Annotated in this window: 13 protein-coding genes and 1 pseudogene; 12 read left to right on the top strand and 2 right to left on the bottom strand. The window is 70.2% G+C overall.

What is annotated here, in order from left to right; translation table 11 throughout:
- Nucleotides 1–51: 51 nt before the first annotated feature.
- From ACZ6C1_RS31760 to ACZ6C1_RS31720, 9 genes are all read left to right on the top strand, one after another.
- Nucleotides 52–804: a YebC/PmpR family DNA-binding transcriptional regulator gene (locus ACZ6C1_RS31760; RefSeq protein ID WP_073758118.1), complete on the top strand. Its 753-nt coding sequence runs from the start codon at nucleotides 52–54 to the stop codon at nucleotides 802–804.
- A 112-nt stretch (nucleotides 805–916) separates the two neighbouring features.
- Nucleotides 917–1450, top strand: a complete 534-nt coding sequence (ruvC, locus tag ACZ6C1_RS31755) for a crossover junction endodeoxyribonuclease RuvC (protein ID WP_469245677.1) — start codon at nucleotides 917–919, stop codon at nucleotides 1448–1450.
- Nucleotides 1447–2064 (top strand): Holliday junction branch migration protein RuvA, encoded by a 618-nt coding sequence (gene ruvA / locus ACZ6C1_RS31750; protein WP_469245676.1) that lies wholly within the window; start codon nucleotides 1447–1449, stop codon nucleotides 2062–2064. The genes ruvC and ruvA overlap by 4 nt, the downstream gene beginning before the upstream one ends.
- A gap of 88 nt (nucleotides 2065–2152) precedes the next feature.
- On the top strand, nucleotides 2153–3241 hold the full coding sequence (gene ruvB, locus ACZ6C1_RS31745; protein ID WP_469245674.1) for a Holliday junction branch migration DNA helicase RuvB: 1089 nt from the start codon (nucleotides 2153–2155) through the stop codon (nucleotides 3239–3241).
- A 165-nt stretch (nucleotides 3242–3406) separates the two neighbouring features.
- Nucleotides 3407–3892 (top strand): preprotein translocase subunit YajC, encoded by a 486-nt coding sequence (gene yajC, locus ACZ6C1_RS31740; protein WP_469245672.1) that lies wholly within the window; start codon nucleotides 3407–3409, stop codon nucleotides 3890–3892.
- Nucleotides 3893–4032: 140 nt separating this feature from the next.
- The gene (gene secD, locus ACZ6C1_RS31735; protein WP_469245670.1) at nucleotides 4033–5781 is read left to right on the top strand and encodes a protein translocase subunit SecD; all 1749 of its coding nucleotides are present in this window, start codon (nucleotides 4033–4035) and stop codon (nucleotides 5779–5781) included.
- Between the two features lies 1 nt (nucleotide 5782).
- Nucleotides 5783–6892, top strand: coding sequence for a protein translocase subunit SecF (gene secF, locus ACZ6C1_RS31730; protein ID WP_469245668.1), 1110 nt, complete (start codon nucleotides 5783–5785; stop codon nucleotides 6890–6892).
- The gene (locus ACZ6C1_RS31725; protein ID WP_469245666.1) at nucleotides 6889–7431 is read left to right on the top strand and encodes an adenine phosphoribosyltransferase; all 543 of its coding nucleotides are present in this window, start codon (nucleotides 6889–6891) and stop codon (nucleotides 7429–7431) included. The genes secF and ACZ6C1_RS31725 overlap by 4 nt, the downstream gene beginning before the upstream one ends.
- 177 nt (nucleotides 7432–7608) lie before the next feature.
- Entirely contained in the window at nucleotides 7609–10101 is a 2493-nt protein-coding gene (locus ACZ6C1_RS31720; RefSeq protein WP_469245664.1) for a RelA/SpoT family protein, read from the top strand.
- A gap of 61 nt (nucleotides 10102–10162) precedes the next feature.
- Here the strand turns inward: ACZ6C1_RS31720 and ACZ6C1_RS31715 are convergent, their stop codons facing one another.
- Together ACZ6C1_RS31715 and ACZ6C1_RS31710 are read right to left on the bottom strand one after the other, a co-directional pair.
- Nucleotides 10163–11392 carry a DUF349 domain-containing protein gene (locus ACZ6C1_RS31715; protein WP_469245662.1) on the bottom strand — a complete coding sequence of 410 codons (1230 nt, stop codon included), beginning with the start codon at nucleotides 11390–11392 and terminating at the stop codon, nucleotides 10163–10165.
- Between the two features lie 186 nt (nucleotides 11393–11578).
- Nucleotides 11579–12355 carry a peptidylprolyl isomerase gene (locus ACZ6C1_RS31710; protein ID WP_469245660.1) on the bottom strand — a complete coding sequence of 259 codons (777 nt, stop codon included), beginning with the start codon at nucleotides 12353–12355 and terminating at the stop codon, nucleotides 11579–11581.
- Nucleotides 12356–12509: 154 nt separating this feature from the next.
- Between ACZ6C1_RS31710 and ACZ6C1_RS31705 the strand changes: the two genes are divergently transcribed.
- The 3 genes and pseudogenes from ACZ6C1_RS31705 to ACZ6C1_RS31695 all read left to right on the top strand — a co-directional run bounded on the left by ACZ6C1_RS31705 (nucleotide 12510) and on the right by ACZ6C1_RS31695 (nucleotide 15192).
- Entirely contained in the window at nucleotides 12510–13217 is a 708-nt protein-coding gene (locus ACZ6C1_RS31705) for an MBL fold metallo-hydrolase (RefSeq protein ID WP_469245658.1), read from the top strand.
- Nucleotides 13218–13230: 13 nt separating this feature from the next.
- Nucleotides 13231–14493 carry a histidine--tRNA ligase gene (gene hisS, locus ACZ6C1_RS31700; protein ID WP_469245656.1) on the top strand — a complete coding sequence of 421 codons (1263 nt, stop codon included), beginning with the start codon at nucleotides 13231–13233 and terminating at the stop codon, nucleotides 14491–14493.
- Nucleotides 14494–14579: 86 nt separating this feature from the next.
- A pseudogene (locus tag ACZ6C1_RS31695) lies at nucleotides 14580–15192 on the top strand (vitamin K epoxide reductase family protein).
- Nucleotides 15193–15214 lie beyond the last annotated feature (22 nt).

The following is a 15214-nucleotide window of genomic DNA, read 5'->3' as shown; positions in this document are numbered from 1 at the left end:
TAGGATCTCTGGGGTTCGTTCAGAAATTGGTTACGCGAAGGAGACAGGCAGATGTCCGGCCACTCTAAATGGGCTACGACGAAGCACAAGAAGGCCGTGATCGACGCCAAGCGCGGCAAGCTCTTCGCGAAGCTGATCAAGAACATCGAGGTCGCGGCCCGCACCGGCGGCGCCGACCCCGATGGCAACCCCACCCTCTTCGACGCCATCCAGAAGGCCAAGAAGAGCTCGGTCCCGAACAAGAACATCGACTCCGCGGTCAAGCGCGGCGCCGGCCTCGAGGCCGGTGGCGCCGACTACGAGACGATCATGTACGAGGGTTACGGCCCGAACGGTGTCGCGGTGCTCATCGAGTGCCTCACCGACAACCGCAACCGCGCCGCCTCCGACGTGCGCGTCGCCATGACCCGCAACGGTGGCTCGATGGCCGACCCGGGCTCGGTGTCGTACCTGTTCAACCGCAAGGGCGTCGTCATCGTCCCCAAGGGTGAGCTGACCGAGGACGACGTGCTCGGCGCGGTCCTCGACGCGGGCGCCGAGGAGGTCAACGACCTCGGTGAGAGCTTCGAGGTCCTCAGCGAGGCCACCGATCTGGTCGCGGTCCGCACCGCCCTCCAGGAGGCCGGCATCGACTACGACTCGGCCGACGCCAACTTCGTCCCGACCATGCAGGTCGAGCTGGACGAAGAGGGCGCACGCAAGATCTTCAAGCTGATCGACGCGCTGGAGGACAGCGACGACGTGCAGAACGTCTTCGCCAACTTCGACGTCTCCGACGACGTCATGGCGAAGGTCGACGCCTGAGCCACGCACGAACGCGACGGGCCGACGGGAACACACCCCGTCGGCCCGTCGCGTCGTTGTCAGTGCCACCCGATAGCCTGCACAAACAGCTGAGCGAAGAAGGGGTGGCGGCGTGCGCGTTCTCGGGGTGGACCCCGGCCTGACCCGGTGCGGTGTCGGCGTCGTCGAAGGCGTCGCCGGGCGTCCGCTGACCATGCTCGGGGTGGGTGTGGTCCGTACGCCCGCGGACGCCGAGACGGGGCACCGCCTCGTCGCCATCGAGCGCGGCATCGAGGAGTGGCTGGACGAGCACCGGCCCGAACTGGTCGCGGTGGAGCGCGTGTTCAGCCAGCACAATGTCCGTACGGTGATGGGCACCGCCCAGGCCAGTGCCGTCGCCATCCTGTGCGCCTCCCGCCGCGGAATCCCCGTCGCCCTGCACACCCCCAGCGAGGTGAAGGCCGCCGTCACCGGCAGTGGCCGCGCCGACAAGGCCCAGGTCGGTGCCATGGTCACCCGGCTGCTCCGGCTCGACGCCCCGCCCAAGCCCGCCGACGCCGCCGACGCCCTCGCCCTCGCCATCTGCCACATATGGCGGGCCCCCGCCCAGAACCGTCTGCAGCAGGCGGTCGCCGCACACCACGCACGGAAAGGCCACCTCGCATGATCGCCTTTGTCTCCGGCCCGGTCGCCGCCCTCGCCCCGACCACCGCCGTGATCGAGGTAGGCGGCATCGGCATGGCCGTCCAGTGCACGCCCACCACCCTGTCCGAGTTGAGGGTGGGTCAGGAGGCGCGGCTCGCCACGTCGTTGGTCGTCCGGGAGGACTCCCTGACGCTGTACGGCTTCGCCGACGACGACGAGCGGCAGGTCTTCGAGCTGCTCCAGACCGCCAGCGGCGTCGGCCCGCGCCTCGCCCAGGCCATGCTCGCCGTGCACAGCCCGGACGCGCTGCGCGTCGCGGTGGCGTCCGGCGACGAGAAGGCGCTCACGGCGGTGCCGGGCATCGGGAAGAAGGGTGCGCAGAAGCTGCTGCTGGAGCTGAAGGACCGGCTCGGCGAGCCGGTCGGCGCCCACATCGGCAGGCAGGGGATCGGGACGGCGGTCACCGCGTCCTGGCGCGACCAGCTCCACGCCGCGCTGATCGGCCTCGGCTACGCCACGCGCGAGGCCGACGAGGCGGTGGCCGCCGTCACCCCGCAGGCCGAGGCGGAAGGCGGGGACCCCCAGATCGGACGACTGCTCAAGGCCGCCCTCCAGACCCTGAACCGCACCCGGTGACCCGCGTGCTCGCGCCCGGCCGGGAGCAGCGTCCGGCACCTCACCACCCGAGCGGCCCCGCCGCCATGACCACACGAGGCAATCCGCAGTGAACTGGGACGACGACACCGACACCAGCAGCACGCCGGCCGCCGGCTCCGCCGACCGGCTCGTCGGGGCGTCCGCCGACGGGGAGGACCAGGCCGTCGAAGCCGCCCTGCGGCCCAAGTCACTGGCCGAGTTCGTCGGCCAGGAACGCGTGCGCGAGCAGCTGGACCTGGTGCTCAAGGCGGCCCTGGCCCGCGGCGCCACCGCCGACCACGTCCTGCTGTCCGGCGCCCCCGGCCTCGGCAAGACGACCCTGTCCATGATCATCGCTGCTGAGATGGGCGCCCCCATCCGCATCACCTCCGGCCCCGCCATCCAGCACGCCGGCGACCTCGCCGCGATCCTCTCCTCCCTCCAGGAGGGCGAGGTCCTCTTCCTCGACGAAATCCACCGGATGTCCCGGCCCGCCGAGGAAATGCTCTACATGGCCATGGAGGACTTCCGCGTCGACGTCATCGTCGGCAAGGGCCCCGGCGCCACCGCCATCCCGCTGGAGCTGCCGCCCTTCACCCTCGTCGGCGCCACCACCCGCGCCGGCCTCCTGCCGCCTCCGCTGCGCGACCGGTTCGGCTTCACCGCCCACATGGAGTTCTACGCGCCGGCCGAGCTGGAGCGCGTCATCCACCGCTCCGCCCAGCTCCTGGACGTCGAGATCGAGGCCGACGGCGCCGCCGAGATCGCCGGCCGCTCCCGCGGCACGCCCCGCATCGCCAACCGCCTGCTGCGCCGCGTCCGCGACTACGCCCAGGTCAAGGCCGACGGCCTGATCACCCGCGACATCGCCGCCACCGCCCTCAAGGTGTACGAGGTGGACGACCGCGGCCTGGACCGGCTGGACCGGGCGGTGCTGCGGGCCCTGCTCAAGCTGTTCGGCGGCGGACCGGTCGGACTGTCCACCCTCGCCGTCGCCGTGGGCGAGGAGCGCGAGACGGTCGAGGAGGTCGCGGAACCCTTCCTCGTCCGGGAGGGCCTGCTCGCCCGCACCCCCCGCGGCCGGGTCGCCACGCCCGCCGCGTGGACGCATCTCGGCCTCGTACCGCCGCAGGCAGGCGGCCCGGGAAGGGGACAACAGGGGCTCTTCGGGGCGTGACGGCGAGGACACTCGCCCGGCCAGGAACCGCGGTGCCATGCTGGGCGTTGTTCCATTGATGCGGACTCGCCTAGACTCCGCCGATGCCGACCCTTCAGGGCGGCGTACCCACCCCCGAAGATCAGGCCGCGGTTCCCCGCGACCGTGCGAAGGATTTGTCGTCCCGTGAGTATCGTGACTCTCCTGCCGTTCATCGTCCTCATCGGGGCCATGTTCCTGATGACCCGCTCTGCCAAGAAGAAGCAGCAGCAGGCGGTGGAAATGCGCAACCAGATGCAGCCCGGAACCGGCGTACGGACGATCGGGGGGATGTACGCCACCGTCAAGGAGGTCGGCGACGACACGGTCCTCCTGGAGGTCGCTCCAGGAGTCCACGCCGTGTACGCCAAGAACGCCGTCGGTGCCGTCCTCGACGACGAGGAGTACAACCGCATCGTCCACGGTGACGGTGACCTGAAGACCGACACCACCGTCGTGCCGGACGACGCCTCCTCGCTCACCGAGGCCGACGCCGTCGACACCGCCGTCGTCGCCGACGACGCGAAGATCGACCTGGGCAAGAAGGACGCGGCCGGCGAGGGCGACACCGCTCCCGAGGCCAAGGACGCCAAGGCCGACGAGAAGAACGACGGCGACACCGACGCGAAGTAAGGCGTGCAGACGGACCGCGTCGCCCACCGGCGTGCGCGGTCCGTTCCGTGCCGACACACGCGGGGGATTCCCCACACCACTTCGTGGCCGCCCCGACGCTCACCCGGCGTAGCGGCGGTTGGACAGGGAGAAACGAGAAGGTGGCAGCACCCAAGAAGGGCCGAGGGCCGGCATCGGGGGGGCAGGGCAAGCCGGGGCGAGCCCTGGCCGCGATCCTGATCGCCATCGGCGCCCTTATCGGCGGGATGTTCTGGTCGGGTGACCTCACCCCGCGCCTGGGCATCGACCTCGCCGGCGGCACGAGCATCACCCTCCGGGCCGAGAGCGAGCCGGGCAAGCCGAACGCGGTCAACAACACCAACATGCAGACCGCGATCGGCATCATCGAGCGCCGTGTCAACGGTCTCGGTGTCTCGGAGGCCGAGGTCCAGCAGCAGGGCAACCGGCACATCATCGTCAACATCCCCAGGGCGACCGACTCCGAGAAGGCCCAGAAGCAGGTCGGCACCACCGCCGAGCTGTACTTCCGCCCGGTCCTCGCCGTCTCCGGCAGCGCGCCGCTCCCGGACCCGTCCGCCGGCGGCACGCCGAGCGCCACGCCCAGCGGCAAGCCCAGCGGCAAGGCGTCGACCCCGCCGAGCCCGAAGCCCAGCGCCACCACGCAGGGCCGCGCCGTCCCCGAGGCCCTGAAGAAGGACGAGTCGCCGAGCCCCACGGCGAGCCCGTCGGGCAAGCCGGCCACCCCGCCTGCCCCGCAGCCCTCCGCCTCCGGCGCCGCGGCGATCGCCGCGCTCGACAAGCAGTTCGCCGCTCTGGACTGCACGCCGAAGAAGGACACCAAGGAGGTGCCCAACCCGGCCCAGAACGCGGACCCGGCCAAGCCGACCGTCGCCTGTGGCCAGGAGGGCGACGCCAAGTACATCCTCGGCCCCGCCGAGGTCGCCGGAACGGACGTCGACGAGGCGCAGGGCGTCCTCGACCCGCAGCGCGGCCGCTGGATCGTCCAGCTCGGCTTCACCGACGCGGGCACCAAGAAGTTCGCCGCAACCACCGGCAAGCTGGCGAGCCAGCCGCAGCCGCAGAACCAGTTCGCGATCACCCTGGACGGCCAGGTCGTCTCCGCGCCGTCCGTGGACAGCGTCATCGGCGGTGGCAGCGCCGAGATCTCCGGCAGCTTCGACCAGGCCTCCGCCACCGACCTCGCCAACATCCTGTCGTACGGCGCGCTCCCGCTGTCGTTCGAGCAGGAGAGCGTCACCACGGTCACTGCCGCGCTCGGTGGTGAGCAGCTCAAGGCCGGACTCGTCGCGGGTGCCATCGGTCTCGCGCTGGTCGTGATCTACCTGGTGGTCTACTACCGAGGCCTGTCGGTCATCGCGCTCCTCAGCCTCCTGGTGTCGGCGGTCCTGACCTACGCGCTGATGTCGCTGCTCGGCCCGGCCATCGGCTTCGCGCTGAACCTGCCGGCCGTCTGCGGTGCGATCGTGGCCATCGGTATCACCGCCGACTCGTTCATCGTGTACTTCGAGCGGGTGCGGGACGAGATCCGCGAGGGCCGCACCCTGCGGCCCGCCGTCGAGCGCGGCTGGCCGCGCGCCCGGCGCACGATCCTGGTCTCCGACTTCGTGTCGTTCCTCGCCGCGGCCGTGCTGTTCATCGTGACCGTCGGCAAGGTGCAGGGCTTCGCCTTCACCCTGGGTCTGACGACCCTCCTCGACGTCGTCGTGGTGTTCTTCTTCACCAAGCCGCTGATGACGCTGATGGCCCGCACCAAGTTCTTCAGCAGTGGTCACCCGTGGTCGGGCCTGGACCCGAAGCGGCTGGGAGCCAAGCCCCCGCTGCGCCGCTCGCGGCGCGTCTCCGCCACCACCGAACCGAAGGAGGCGTGAGATGTCACGACTCGGCAGCATGGGCGCTCGCCTGTACCGCGGTGAGGTCGGGTACGACTTCGTCGGCAAGCGGATGCTCTGGTACGGCGTCTCCATCCTGATCACCATCACGGCCATCGCCGGACTGATGGTGCAGGGCCTCAACATGGGCATCGAGTTCAAGGGCGGCGTCGTCGTCACCACGCCCAAGCTCTCGGTGTCCACCGAGGAGGCGCGGGAGACGGCGGAGGAGATCTCCGGCCACATCCCGATCGTCCAGGAACTGGGCAGCGGTGGTCTGCGCATCCAGATCAGCGATGTGACCACCTCGGAATCCAACAAGATCAAGACCGAGCTGGCGTCCGACTTCGGTGTCGCCACCAACGACCTGACCGCCGACATCGTCGGCCCGAGCTGGGGCGAGCAGATCGCCAACAAGGCCTGGACGGGCCTCGGGGTCTTCATGGTCCTCGTCGTGATCTACCTGGCGATCGCCTTCGAATGGCGCATGGCCATCGCCGCGCTGATCGCCCTGATCCACGACCTGACGATCACCGTCGGCATCTACGCCCTGGTGGGCTTCGAGGTCACCCCGGGCACCGTGATCGGTCTGCTGACGATCCTCGGTTACTCCCTCTACGACACCGTCGTCGTCTTCGACGGTCTCAAGGAGGCGTCGAAGGACATCACCAAGCAGACCCGCTGGACCTACAGCGAGATCGCCAACCGCAGCCTCAACAGCACCCTGGTGCGCTCCATCAACACCACGGTCGTGGCGCTGCTGCCGGTGGCCGGTCTGCTGTTCATCGGCGGCGGTGTCCTCGGCGCGGGCATGCTCAACGACATCTCGCTGTCGCTGTTCGTGGGTCTCGCGGCCGGTGCCTACTCCTCGATCTTCATCGCCACGCCGCTCGTCGCCGACCTCAAGGAACGCGACCCGCAGATGAAGGCGCTGAAGAAGCGCGTCCTCGCCAAGCGTGCCCAGGCCGCTTCGAAGGGCACCTCCGAGGACGACTCCACCGAGCACGCCGACACCGCCGAAGCGCAGGACGACGAGCAGGACGCCGCACCCGCCGGCGCCGTGGTCGGCCAGCGCCGCCAGCCCACCCGGGGACGGGGCCGGCGTCGATGACCGTCACCACGCAGGAGCTGCTGCTCAGCCGGATCCGGGACGTCGCGGACCACCCCATCCCCGGCGTGACGTTCAAGGACATCACGCCGCTGCTCGCGGACCCGGAGGCGTTCGCCGCCCTCACCGAGGCCCTCGCCGAGCTGTGCGTCCGGCACGGCGCGACGAAGATCGTCGGCCTGGAGGCGCGCGGCTTCATCCTCGCCGCGCCGGTCGCCGTCACCGCGAGGCTGGGCTTCGTCCCGGTGCGCAAGGCGGGCAAGCTCCCGGGGGCGACGCTGAGCCAGGCGTACGAGCTGGAGTACGGCACCGCCGAGATCGAGGTGCACGCCGAGGACCTCCTCCCCGGTGACCGCGTCATGGTCATCGACGATGTCCTCGCCACCGGCGGCACCGCCGAGGCCTCGCTGGAGCTGATCCGGCGGGCCGGGGCCGAGGTCGCGGGCGTCGCCGTCCTCATGGAGCTCGGGTTCCTGGGCGGCCGCGCCCGCCTGGAGCCCGCCTTGGCCGGCGCCCCGCTGGAGGCGCTGATCACGCTCTGACCAGCGTGCATACGGCACAGGAACGGGCACCCGGAACACCGGGTGCCCGTTTCGCGTTGTTCGGCGTGCGGCCGAGGAGCGATCGTGTCCCCGTCCGAGGGGAAGCCGCCCGTCCGAGGTCAGTACCATGGGATTCCGGGCCTGACCGGGGGACCCGGACCCGCACGAGGAGCGCTCTTGCCAGACGAGGCCCAGCCACTCTCCGCCGCGAAGCCCGACCAGCAGGCCGACAAGGCCGCGGCGCCCCCAGCCACGCCCCCCGACAAGGCCGCGCAGAACAGGACGGCGGACGCGAAACCGGCCACGCCGCAGCGCGCCCAAGGCCCGGCTCCCGTCTCGGCCCCCAAGCCCACGCCGCCCGCCGTCGCCCGCTCCGGCGGCTCGTCCAACCGCGTGCGCGCCCGCCTCGCCCGTCTCGGCGTCCAGCGATCGTCGCCGTACAACCCGGTCCTGGAGCCCCTGCTGCGCATAGTCCGCAGCAACGACCCGAAGATCGAGACGTCGACGCTCCGCCAGATCGAGAGCGCCTACCAGGTCGCGGAGCGCTGGCACCGAGGCCAGAAGCGCAAGAGCGGCGACCCGTACATCACGCACCCCCTCGCCGTCACCACCATCCTCGCCGAGCTCGGCATGGACCCCGCGACCCTGATGGCAGGCCTCCTCCACGACACCGTCGAGGACACCGAGTACGGCCTGGAGCAGCTCCGGAAGGACTTCGGCGACCAGGTCGCCCTCCTCGTCGACGGCGTCACCAAGCTGGACAAGGTCAAGTTCGGCGAGGCCGCCCAGGCCGAGACCGTCCGCAAGATGGTCGTCGCCATGGCCAAGGACCCACGCGTCCTGGTCATCAAGCTCGCCGACCGCCTGCACAACATGCGCACCATGCGCTACCTCAAGCGGGAGAAGCAGGAGAAGAAGGCCCGCGAGACCCTCGAGATCTACGCGCCTCTGGCCCACCGGCTGGGCATGAACACCATCAAGTGGGAGCTGGAGGACCTCGCCTTCGCGATCCTCTACCCCAAGATGTACGACGAGATCGTCCGCCTCGTCGCCGAGCGGGCCCCCAAGCGGGACGAGTACCTCGCCATAGTGACCGACGAGGTCCAGGCCGACCTCCGGGCCGCCCGCATCAAGGCCACCGTCACCGGCCGGCCGAAGCACTACTACAGCGTCTACCAGAAGATGATCGTCCGCGGCCGGGACTTCGCTGAGATCTACGACCTGGTGGGCATCCGCGTCCTCGTCGACACGGTCCGCGACTGCTACGCCGCCCTCGGCACCGTCCACGCGCGATGGAACCCGGTCCCCGGCCGGTTCAAGGACTACATCGCGATGCCGAAGTTCAACATGTACCAGTCGCTGCACACGACGGTCATCGGACCCAACGGCAAGCCCGTCGAGCTGCAGATCCGCACCTTCGACATGCACCGCCGCGCCGAGTACGGCATCGCCGCGCACTGGAAGTACAAGCAGGAGGCCGTCGCCGGCGCCTCCAAGGTGCGCACCGACGTGCCGAAGAAGGCCGGCAAGGACGACCACATCAACGACATGGCGTGGCTGCGCCAGCTACTGGACTGGCAGAAGGAGACCGAGGACCCCAGCGAGTTCCTGGAGTCGCTCCGCTTCGACCTGTCCCGCAACGAGGTCTTCGTCTTCACCCCGAAGGGTGACGTCATAGCGCTGCCCGCGGGCGCCACTCCCGTGGACTTCGCGTACGCCGTCCACACCGAGGTCGGCCACCGCACCATAGGGGCGCGGGTCAACGGACGGCTCGTACCGCTCGAATCGACCCTCGACAACGGCGACCTGGTGGAGGTCTTCACCTCCAAGGCCGCGGGCGCCGGACCTTCCCGCGACTGGCTCGGCTTCGTCAAGTCGCCCCGCGCCCGGAACAAGATCCGCGCCTGGTTCTCCAAGGAGCGCCGCGACGAGGCGATCGAGCAGGGCAAGGACGCCATCGCGCGCGCCATGCGCAAGCAGAACCTGCCGATCCAGCGCATCCTCACCGGCGACTCGCTGGTCACCCTGGCGCACGAGATGCGCTACCCCGACATCTCGTCGCTGTACGCGGCGATCGGCGAGGGACACGTCGCCGCCCAGGGCGTCGTCCAGAAGCTGGTGCAGGCCCTCGGTGGCGAGGAGGCCGCCAGCGAGGACATCGCCGAGTCGGCGCCGCCGTCGCGCGGCCGCGGGAAGCGCCGCGCCAAGGCCGACCCGGGTGTGGTCGTCAAGGGCGTCGAGGACGTCTGGGTCAAGCTGGCCCGCTGCTGTACGCCGGTGCCCGGCGACCCGATCATCGGGTTCGTCACGCGGGGCAGTGGCGTATCGGTTCACCGCGCCGACTGCGTCAACGTGGACTCGCTGTCGCAGCAGCCGGAGCGGATCCTCGACGTCGAGTGGGCGCCCACCCAGTCCTCGGTCTTCCTGGTCGCCATCCAGGTCGAGGCCCTGGACCGCTCCCGGCTCTTGTCGGACGTCACCCGCGTCCTGTCCGACCAGCACGTCAACATCCTGTCGGCGGCCGTCCAGACCTCCCGCGACCGGGTGGCCACCTCCCGCTTCACCTTCGAGATGGGCGACCCCAAGCACCTGGGCCACGTCCTGAAGGCGGTCCGGGGCGTGGAGGGCGTGTACGACGTCTACCGCGTGACCTCGGCCCGCAGGCCGTAACCGCGTACGAAGAAGGGCCTCCCCGCCCGGGGAGGCCCTTCTTCGTACGCGCCGGCCGGCGTCAGCCGCCGAACTCCTGCAGACCCTTCAGCGCCTGGTCCAGCAGAGCCTGCCGACCCTCCAGCTCACGCGCCAGCTTGTCCGCCTTGGCGTCGTTGCCCGCCGCACGGGCCGCGTCGATCTGCTTCTGCAGCTTGTCGACCGCGTCCTGCAGCTGACCCGTCAGACCCGCGGCACGCGCCCGTGCCTCGGGGTTCGTACGACGCCACTCGGTCTCCTCGGCCTCCTGGATCGCCCGCTCCACGGCGTGCATCCGGCCCTCGACCTTCGGACGGGCGTCGCGCGGTACGTGACCGATCGCCTCCCACCGCTCGTTGATCGACCGGAACGCCGCGCGAGCCGCCTTGAGGTCCGTCACCGGGAGCAGCTTCTCGGCCTCGCCGGCGAGCTCCTCCTTCAGCTTGAGGTTCTCCGCCTGCTCCGCGTCACGCTCCGCGAAGACCTCGCTGCGCGCCGCGAAGAAGACGTCCTGAGCGCCGCGGAAACGGTTCCACAGGTCGTCCTCGTGCTCGCGCTGAGCGCGGCCCGCCGCCTTCCACTCCGCCATCAGCTCGCGGTACCGGGCGGCCGTCGCGCCCCAGTCGGTGGAGCCGGACAGCGCCTCGGCCTCGGCGACCAGCTTCTCCTTGACCTTGCGGGCCTCCTCGCGCTGCGCGTCCAGCGACGCGAAGTGCGCCTTGCGTCGCTTGGAGAACGCCGACCTGGCGTGCGAGAAACGGTGCCAGAGCTCGTCGTCGGACTTCCGGTCGAGCCGCGGCAGGCCCTTCCAGGTGTCCACCAGCGCCCGCAGCCGCTCACCCGCGGCCCGCCACTGCTCGCTCTGCGCCAGCTCCTCCGCCTCGGCGACCAGCGCCTCCTTGGCGTGCCGGGCCTCGTCGGTCTGCTTCGCCTTCTGCGCCTTGCGCTCCTCGCGCCGCGCGTCCACCGTCTCGACCAGCTTGTCGAGCCGCTTGCGCAGCGCGTCGAGGTCACCCACGGCGTGGTGCTCGTCCACCTGATGACGGATGTGGTCGATCGCGGCCATGGCGTCCTTGGCCGACAGGTCGGTGGTCTTCACCCGCTTCTCGAGGAGGCCGATCTCGACAACCAAGCCCTCGTACTTGCGCTCGAAGTAGGCCAGTGCCTCCTCGGGAGATCCGGCCTGCCACGATCCGACGACCTTCTCGCCGTCGGCTGTACGCACGTACACGGTGCCCGTCTCGTCGACGCGGCCCCACGGGTCGCTGCTCACAGCGCCTCCTCCACATGATGCCGGCGAGGGCGGTCTCCCCCGGGCATCGTCCACAGTTCCCTGACGGGCCTCGCCCGCCCTCCACAACGCGACAATCCAGGCCGCGCTGCACAACGCCAATCTAGGCGACCGGCAGCCCGGCTGTCCGCACTCAGCGCGACCGAATTCGGCGGTTCACGCCGTGACTCATTTCTTGCTGACCGTGGCCTTCTCCATGGTGACGGCCTTCTTGGGGGCACCGTCGGTGGCGCCGCCCTCGACCCCGCCCTTGGCCACGTCCTGGACGACCTTCAGACCGGCCGCGTCCATCGTGCCGAAGGGGGTGAACTGCGGAGGCAGCTTGGTGTCCTTGTAGACCAGGAAGAACTGGCTGCCGCCGGTGTTCGGCTGCATGGTGTTGGCCATCGCCACCGTGCCGGCCTTGAAGGTCACCGTGCCGTCCGCGCCCGGCTTGCCCAGCGCGCCGAGGTTCTCGTCCGGAATGGTGTAACCGGGGCTGCCGGAACCGTCGCCCTTGGGGTCGCCGCACTGGAGCACGAAGATGCCCTTCGTGGTCAGGCGGTGGCACTTCGTGTTGTCGAAGTACTTCTTGTCGGCCAGGTGCTTGAACGAATTCACCGTACGGGGCGTCTTCGCGGCGTCCATCGCGATCGAGACGGCGCCGCGGTCGGTCGTGAGCGCCATCGTGTACTTCGCCTTGGCGTCCACGGCCATCTTGGGCTCCGGCGTGGAACTCTCGCTCTCGGAGGGCGACGGGAACTCGACGGGCTTCTTCGCGTCCGCGGCGGACTCCGTGCGGAAGTTCGTGTACGCCCCCGCTCCCAGGACCAGCGCCACGGCGACCGAGGAAACGATGATCCTGGTGCGGCGCCTGGCCTTGCGCCGCGCCTCCTCCCGGCGCTTCTGCTGCCGCTCGAACTTCTCCCGGGCGAGCTGGCGCCGCCGCTGATCGCTGGTGACCACCGGGTCTTCTCCTTGTCGGTCGTCTGTTCCTGTCCTGGCCGAGTGTGCCCGTACCGTATACGGGTTGGCTGTGGAATGAGCAGCGCCGGTAGGCTCTGATCTGCTGCATTCCTCCACCGGACGACACGTGCCGGACGACTCACTAAGGACGATCGTGCTCATTGCCGGGTTCCCCGCCGGGGCCTGGGGCACCAATTGCTACCTGGTCGCCCCCGCCGCAGGCGAGGAGTGCGTGATCATCGACCCGGGCCACCAGGCGGCCCAAGGTGTCGAGGAGACGCTCAAGAAGCATCGGCTCAAGCCCGTGGCCGTCGTCCTGACCCACGGCCACATCGACCATGTCGCCTCCGTCGTCCCGGTCTGCGGCGCCCATGACGTACCCGCGTGGATCCACCCCGCCGACCGGTACATGATGAGCGACCCGGCCAAGGCCCTCGGCCGCTCCATCGGCATGCCGCTCATGGGCGAGCTGACCGTGGGGGAGCCGGACGACGTCCACGAGCTGACCGACGGGGCGAAGCTGAGCCTCGCGGGCCTGGAGCTGACCGTGTCGCACGCGCCCGGCCATACCAAGGGGTCGGTGACCTTCGGGATGCCCGAGGCCGCGGACGTCCCGCCGGTCTTCTTCTCGGGCGACCTGCTCTTCGCCGGCTCCATCGGACGCACCGACCTGCCGGGCGGTGACATGGCCGAGATGCTCGAATCGCTGGCCCGCGTGTGCCTGCCGCTCGACGACTCGACCGTGGTGCTGTCCGGCCACGGCCCCCAGACGACCATCGGCCGCGAGCGCGCCACCAACCCCTACCTGCGCGAGGTGGCGGCCGGCCAGGGAGCGTCGCCCGCTCCCCGACGAGGAATGTGACGAGACGAGTCCCGTGAGTACCTTCCAGGCCCCCAAGGGCACCTACGACCTGCTGCCGCCGCGTTCCGCGACGTACCTCGCCGTCCGCGAGGCGATCTCCGCGCCGCTGAAGAACTCCGGCTACGGGTACGTCGAGACCCCCGGCTTCGAGAACGTCGAGCTGTTCGCCCGTGGTGTCGGCGAGTCCACCGACATCGTCACCAAGGAGATGTACGCCTTCGAGACCAAGGGCGGCGACAAGCTCGCGCTGCGCCCCGAGGGCACCGCCTCCGTGCTGCGCGCGGCGCTGGAGGCCAACCTGCACAAGGCGGGCAACCTCCCCGTCAAGCTCTGGTACTCGGGCTCGTACTACCGCTACGAGCGTCCGCAGAAGGGCCGCTACCGGCACTTCTCCCAGGTGGGCGCCGAGGCGATCGGCGCCGAGGACCCGGCGCTGGACGCCGAGCTGATCATCCTCGCCGACCAGGCGTACCGCTCGCTCGGCCTGCGGAACTTCCGCATCCTGCTGAACTCGCTCGGCGACAAGGAGTGCCGCCCCGTCTACCGGGAGGCCCTCCAGGGCTTCCTGCGCGGGCTGGACCTGGACGAGGACACCCGCCGCCGGGTCGACATCAACCCGCTGCGGGTCCTCGACGACAAGCGCGCGGACGTCCAGAAGCAGCTGGTGGGCGCGCCGCTGCTGCGCGACCACCTGTGCGAGGCCTGCAAGGCGTACCACTCCGAGGTCCGCGAGCTGCTGACGGCGGCGGGCGTGGCCTTCGAGGACGACGAGAAGCTGGTGCGGGGCCTGGACTACTACACCCGGACCACGTTCGAGTTCGTCCACGACGGCCTCGGTTCGCAGTCGGCGGTGGGCGGCGGCGGCCGCTACGACGGGCTGTCGGAGATGATCGGCGGCCCGGCCCTGCCGTCGGTGGGCTGGGCGCTGGGCGTGGACCGCACGGTCCTGGCGCTGGAGGCCGAGGGCGTCACCCTCGACCTGCCCGCCACCACCAGCGTGTTCGCGGTGCCGATCGGCGAGGAGGCGCGGCGCCGGCTGTTCGGCGTGGTCACCGGGCTGCGCAAGGCGGGGGTCGCCACGGACTTCGCGTACGGCGGCAAGGGCCTCAAGGCATCGATGAAGGCCGCCAACCGCAGTGGCGCCCGGTACGCCCTCGTGCTCGGCGAGCGGGACCTCGCCGAGGGAGTGGCCCAGCTCAAGGACATGGAGTCCGGCGAGCAGGAGCCGGTGGCCCTCGACGGACTCGTCGAGAAGCTGGGTTCGCGACTCGTGTGACCTACGGACACCCCGGCCCCCGGCCGGGGTGTCCTTATGTCCACCGAACGGCGGACACCAGTCGGGATGCGGCAGAATGATCCCCCATGACGAGTGCAGTGGTTGACGACGTCTCCTCCGGCCGGGGCACGACGGTCGGCAGCAGCCGGGCCTTCGCCTGGATGCTGGTGATCACGGGCGCGGCGGGACTGCTCGCGGCGTGGGTGATCACGCTCGACAAGTTCAAGCTGCTGGAGGACCCGAACTTCACCCCGGGCTGCAGCCTGAACCCGGTCGTCTCCTGCGGCAACATCATGAAGAGCGACCAGGCCGCCGTTCCCCAACCCGATGCTGGGGCTCGTCACCTACGGCATGGTCGTCGCCATCGGCGTCGCCCTCCTCGCGGGCGCGCGCTACCGCCGCTGGTACTGGCTCGGACTCAACGCCGGCACGCTCTTCGGCGTGGGCTTCTGCATGTGGCTGATGCAGCAGTCGCTGTACGAGATCAACGCGCTGTGCCTGTGGTGCAGTCTCGCCTGGGTCGCCACCATCGTCATGTTCTGGTACGTCACCTCGCACAACGTGCGCCACGGCCTGCTGCCCGCGCCGCGCGCGATCCGCGGTTTCCTCGACGAGTTCACCTGGGTGCTGCCCGTCCTGCACATCGGCATCATCGGGATGCTGGTCCTGACCCGCTGGTGGGACTTCTGGACGGGCTGATCCGCCCCGGACCCACTGTCAG

The organism is Streptomyces sp. NPDC041796 (assembly GCF_055590785.1).
The sequence above is the reverse complement of the archived record's forward strand: the minus strand, read 5'-3'. Positions and strand labels throughout refer to the sequence as shown.

Bases quoted from the DNA above. Each gene is read 5' to 3' on its own strand.
- ACZ6C1_RS31760 (WP_073758118.1), top strand. From the start codon at position 52: ATGTCCGGCCACTCTAAATGGGCTACGACGAAGCACAAGAAGGCCGTG.
- ruvA (WP_469245676.1), top strand. From the start codon at position 1,447: ATGATCGCCTTTGTCTCCGGCCCGGTCGCCGCCCTCGCCCCGACCACC.
- secF (WP_469245668.1), top strand. From the start codon at position 5,783: ATGTCACGACTCGGCAGCATGGGCGCTCGCCTGTACCGCGGTGAGGTC.
- ACZ6C1_RS31725 (WP_469245666.1), top strand. From the start codon at position 6,889: ATGACCGTCACCACGCAGGAGCTGCTGCTCAGCCGGATCCGGGACGTC.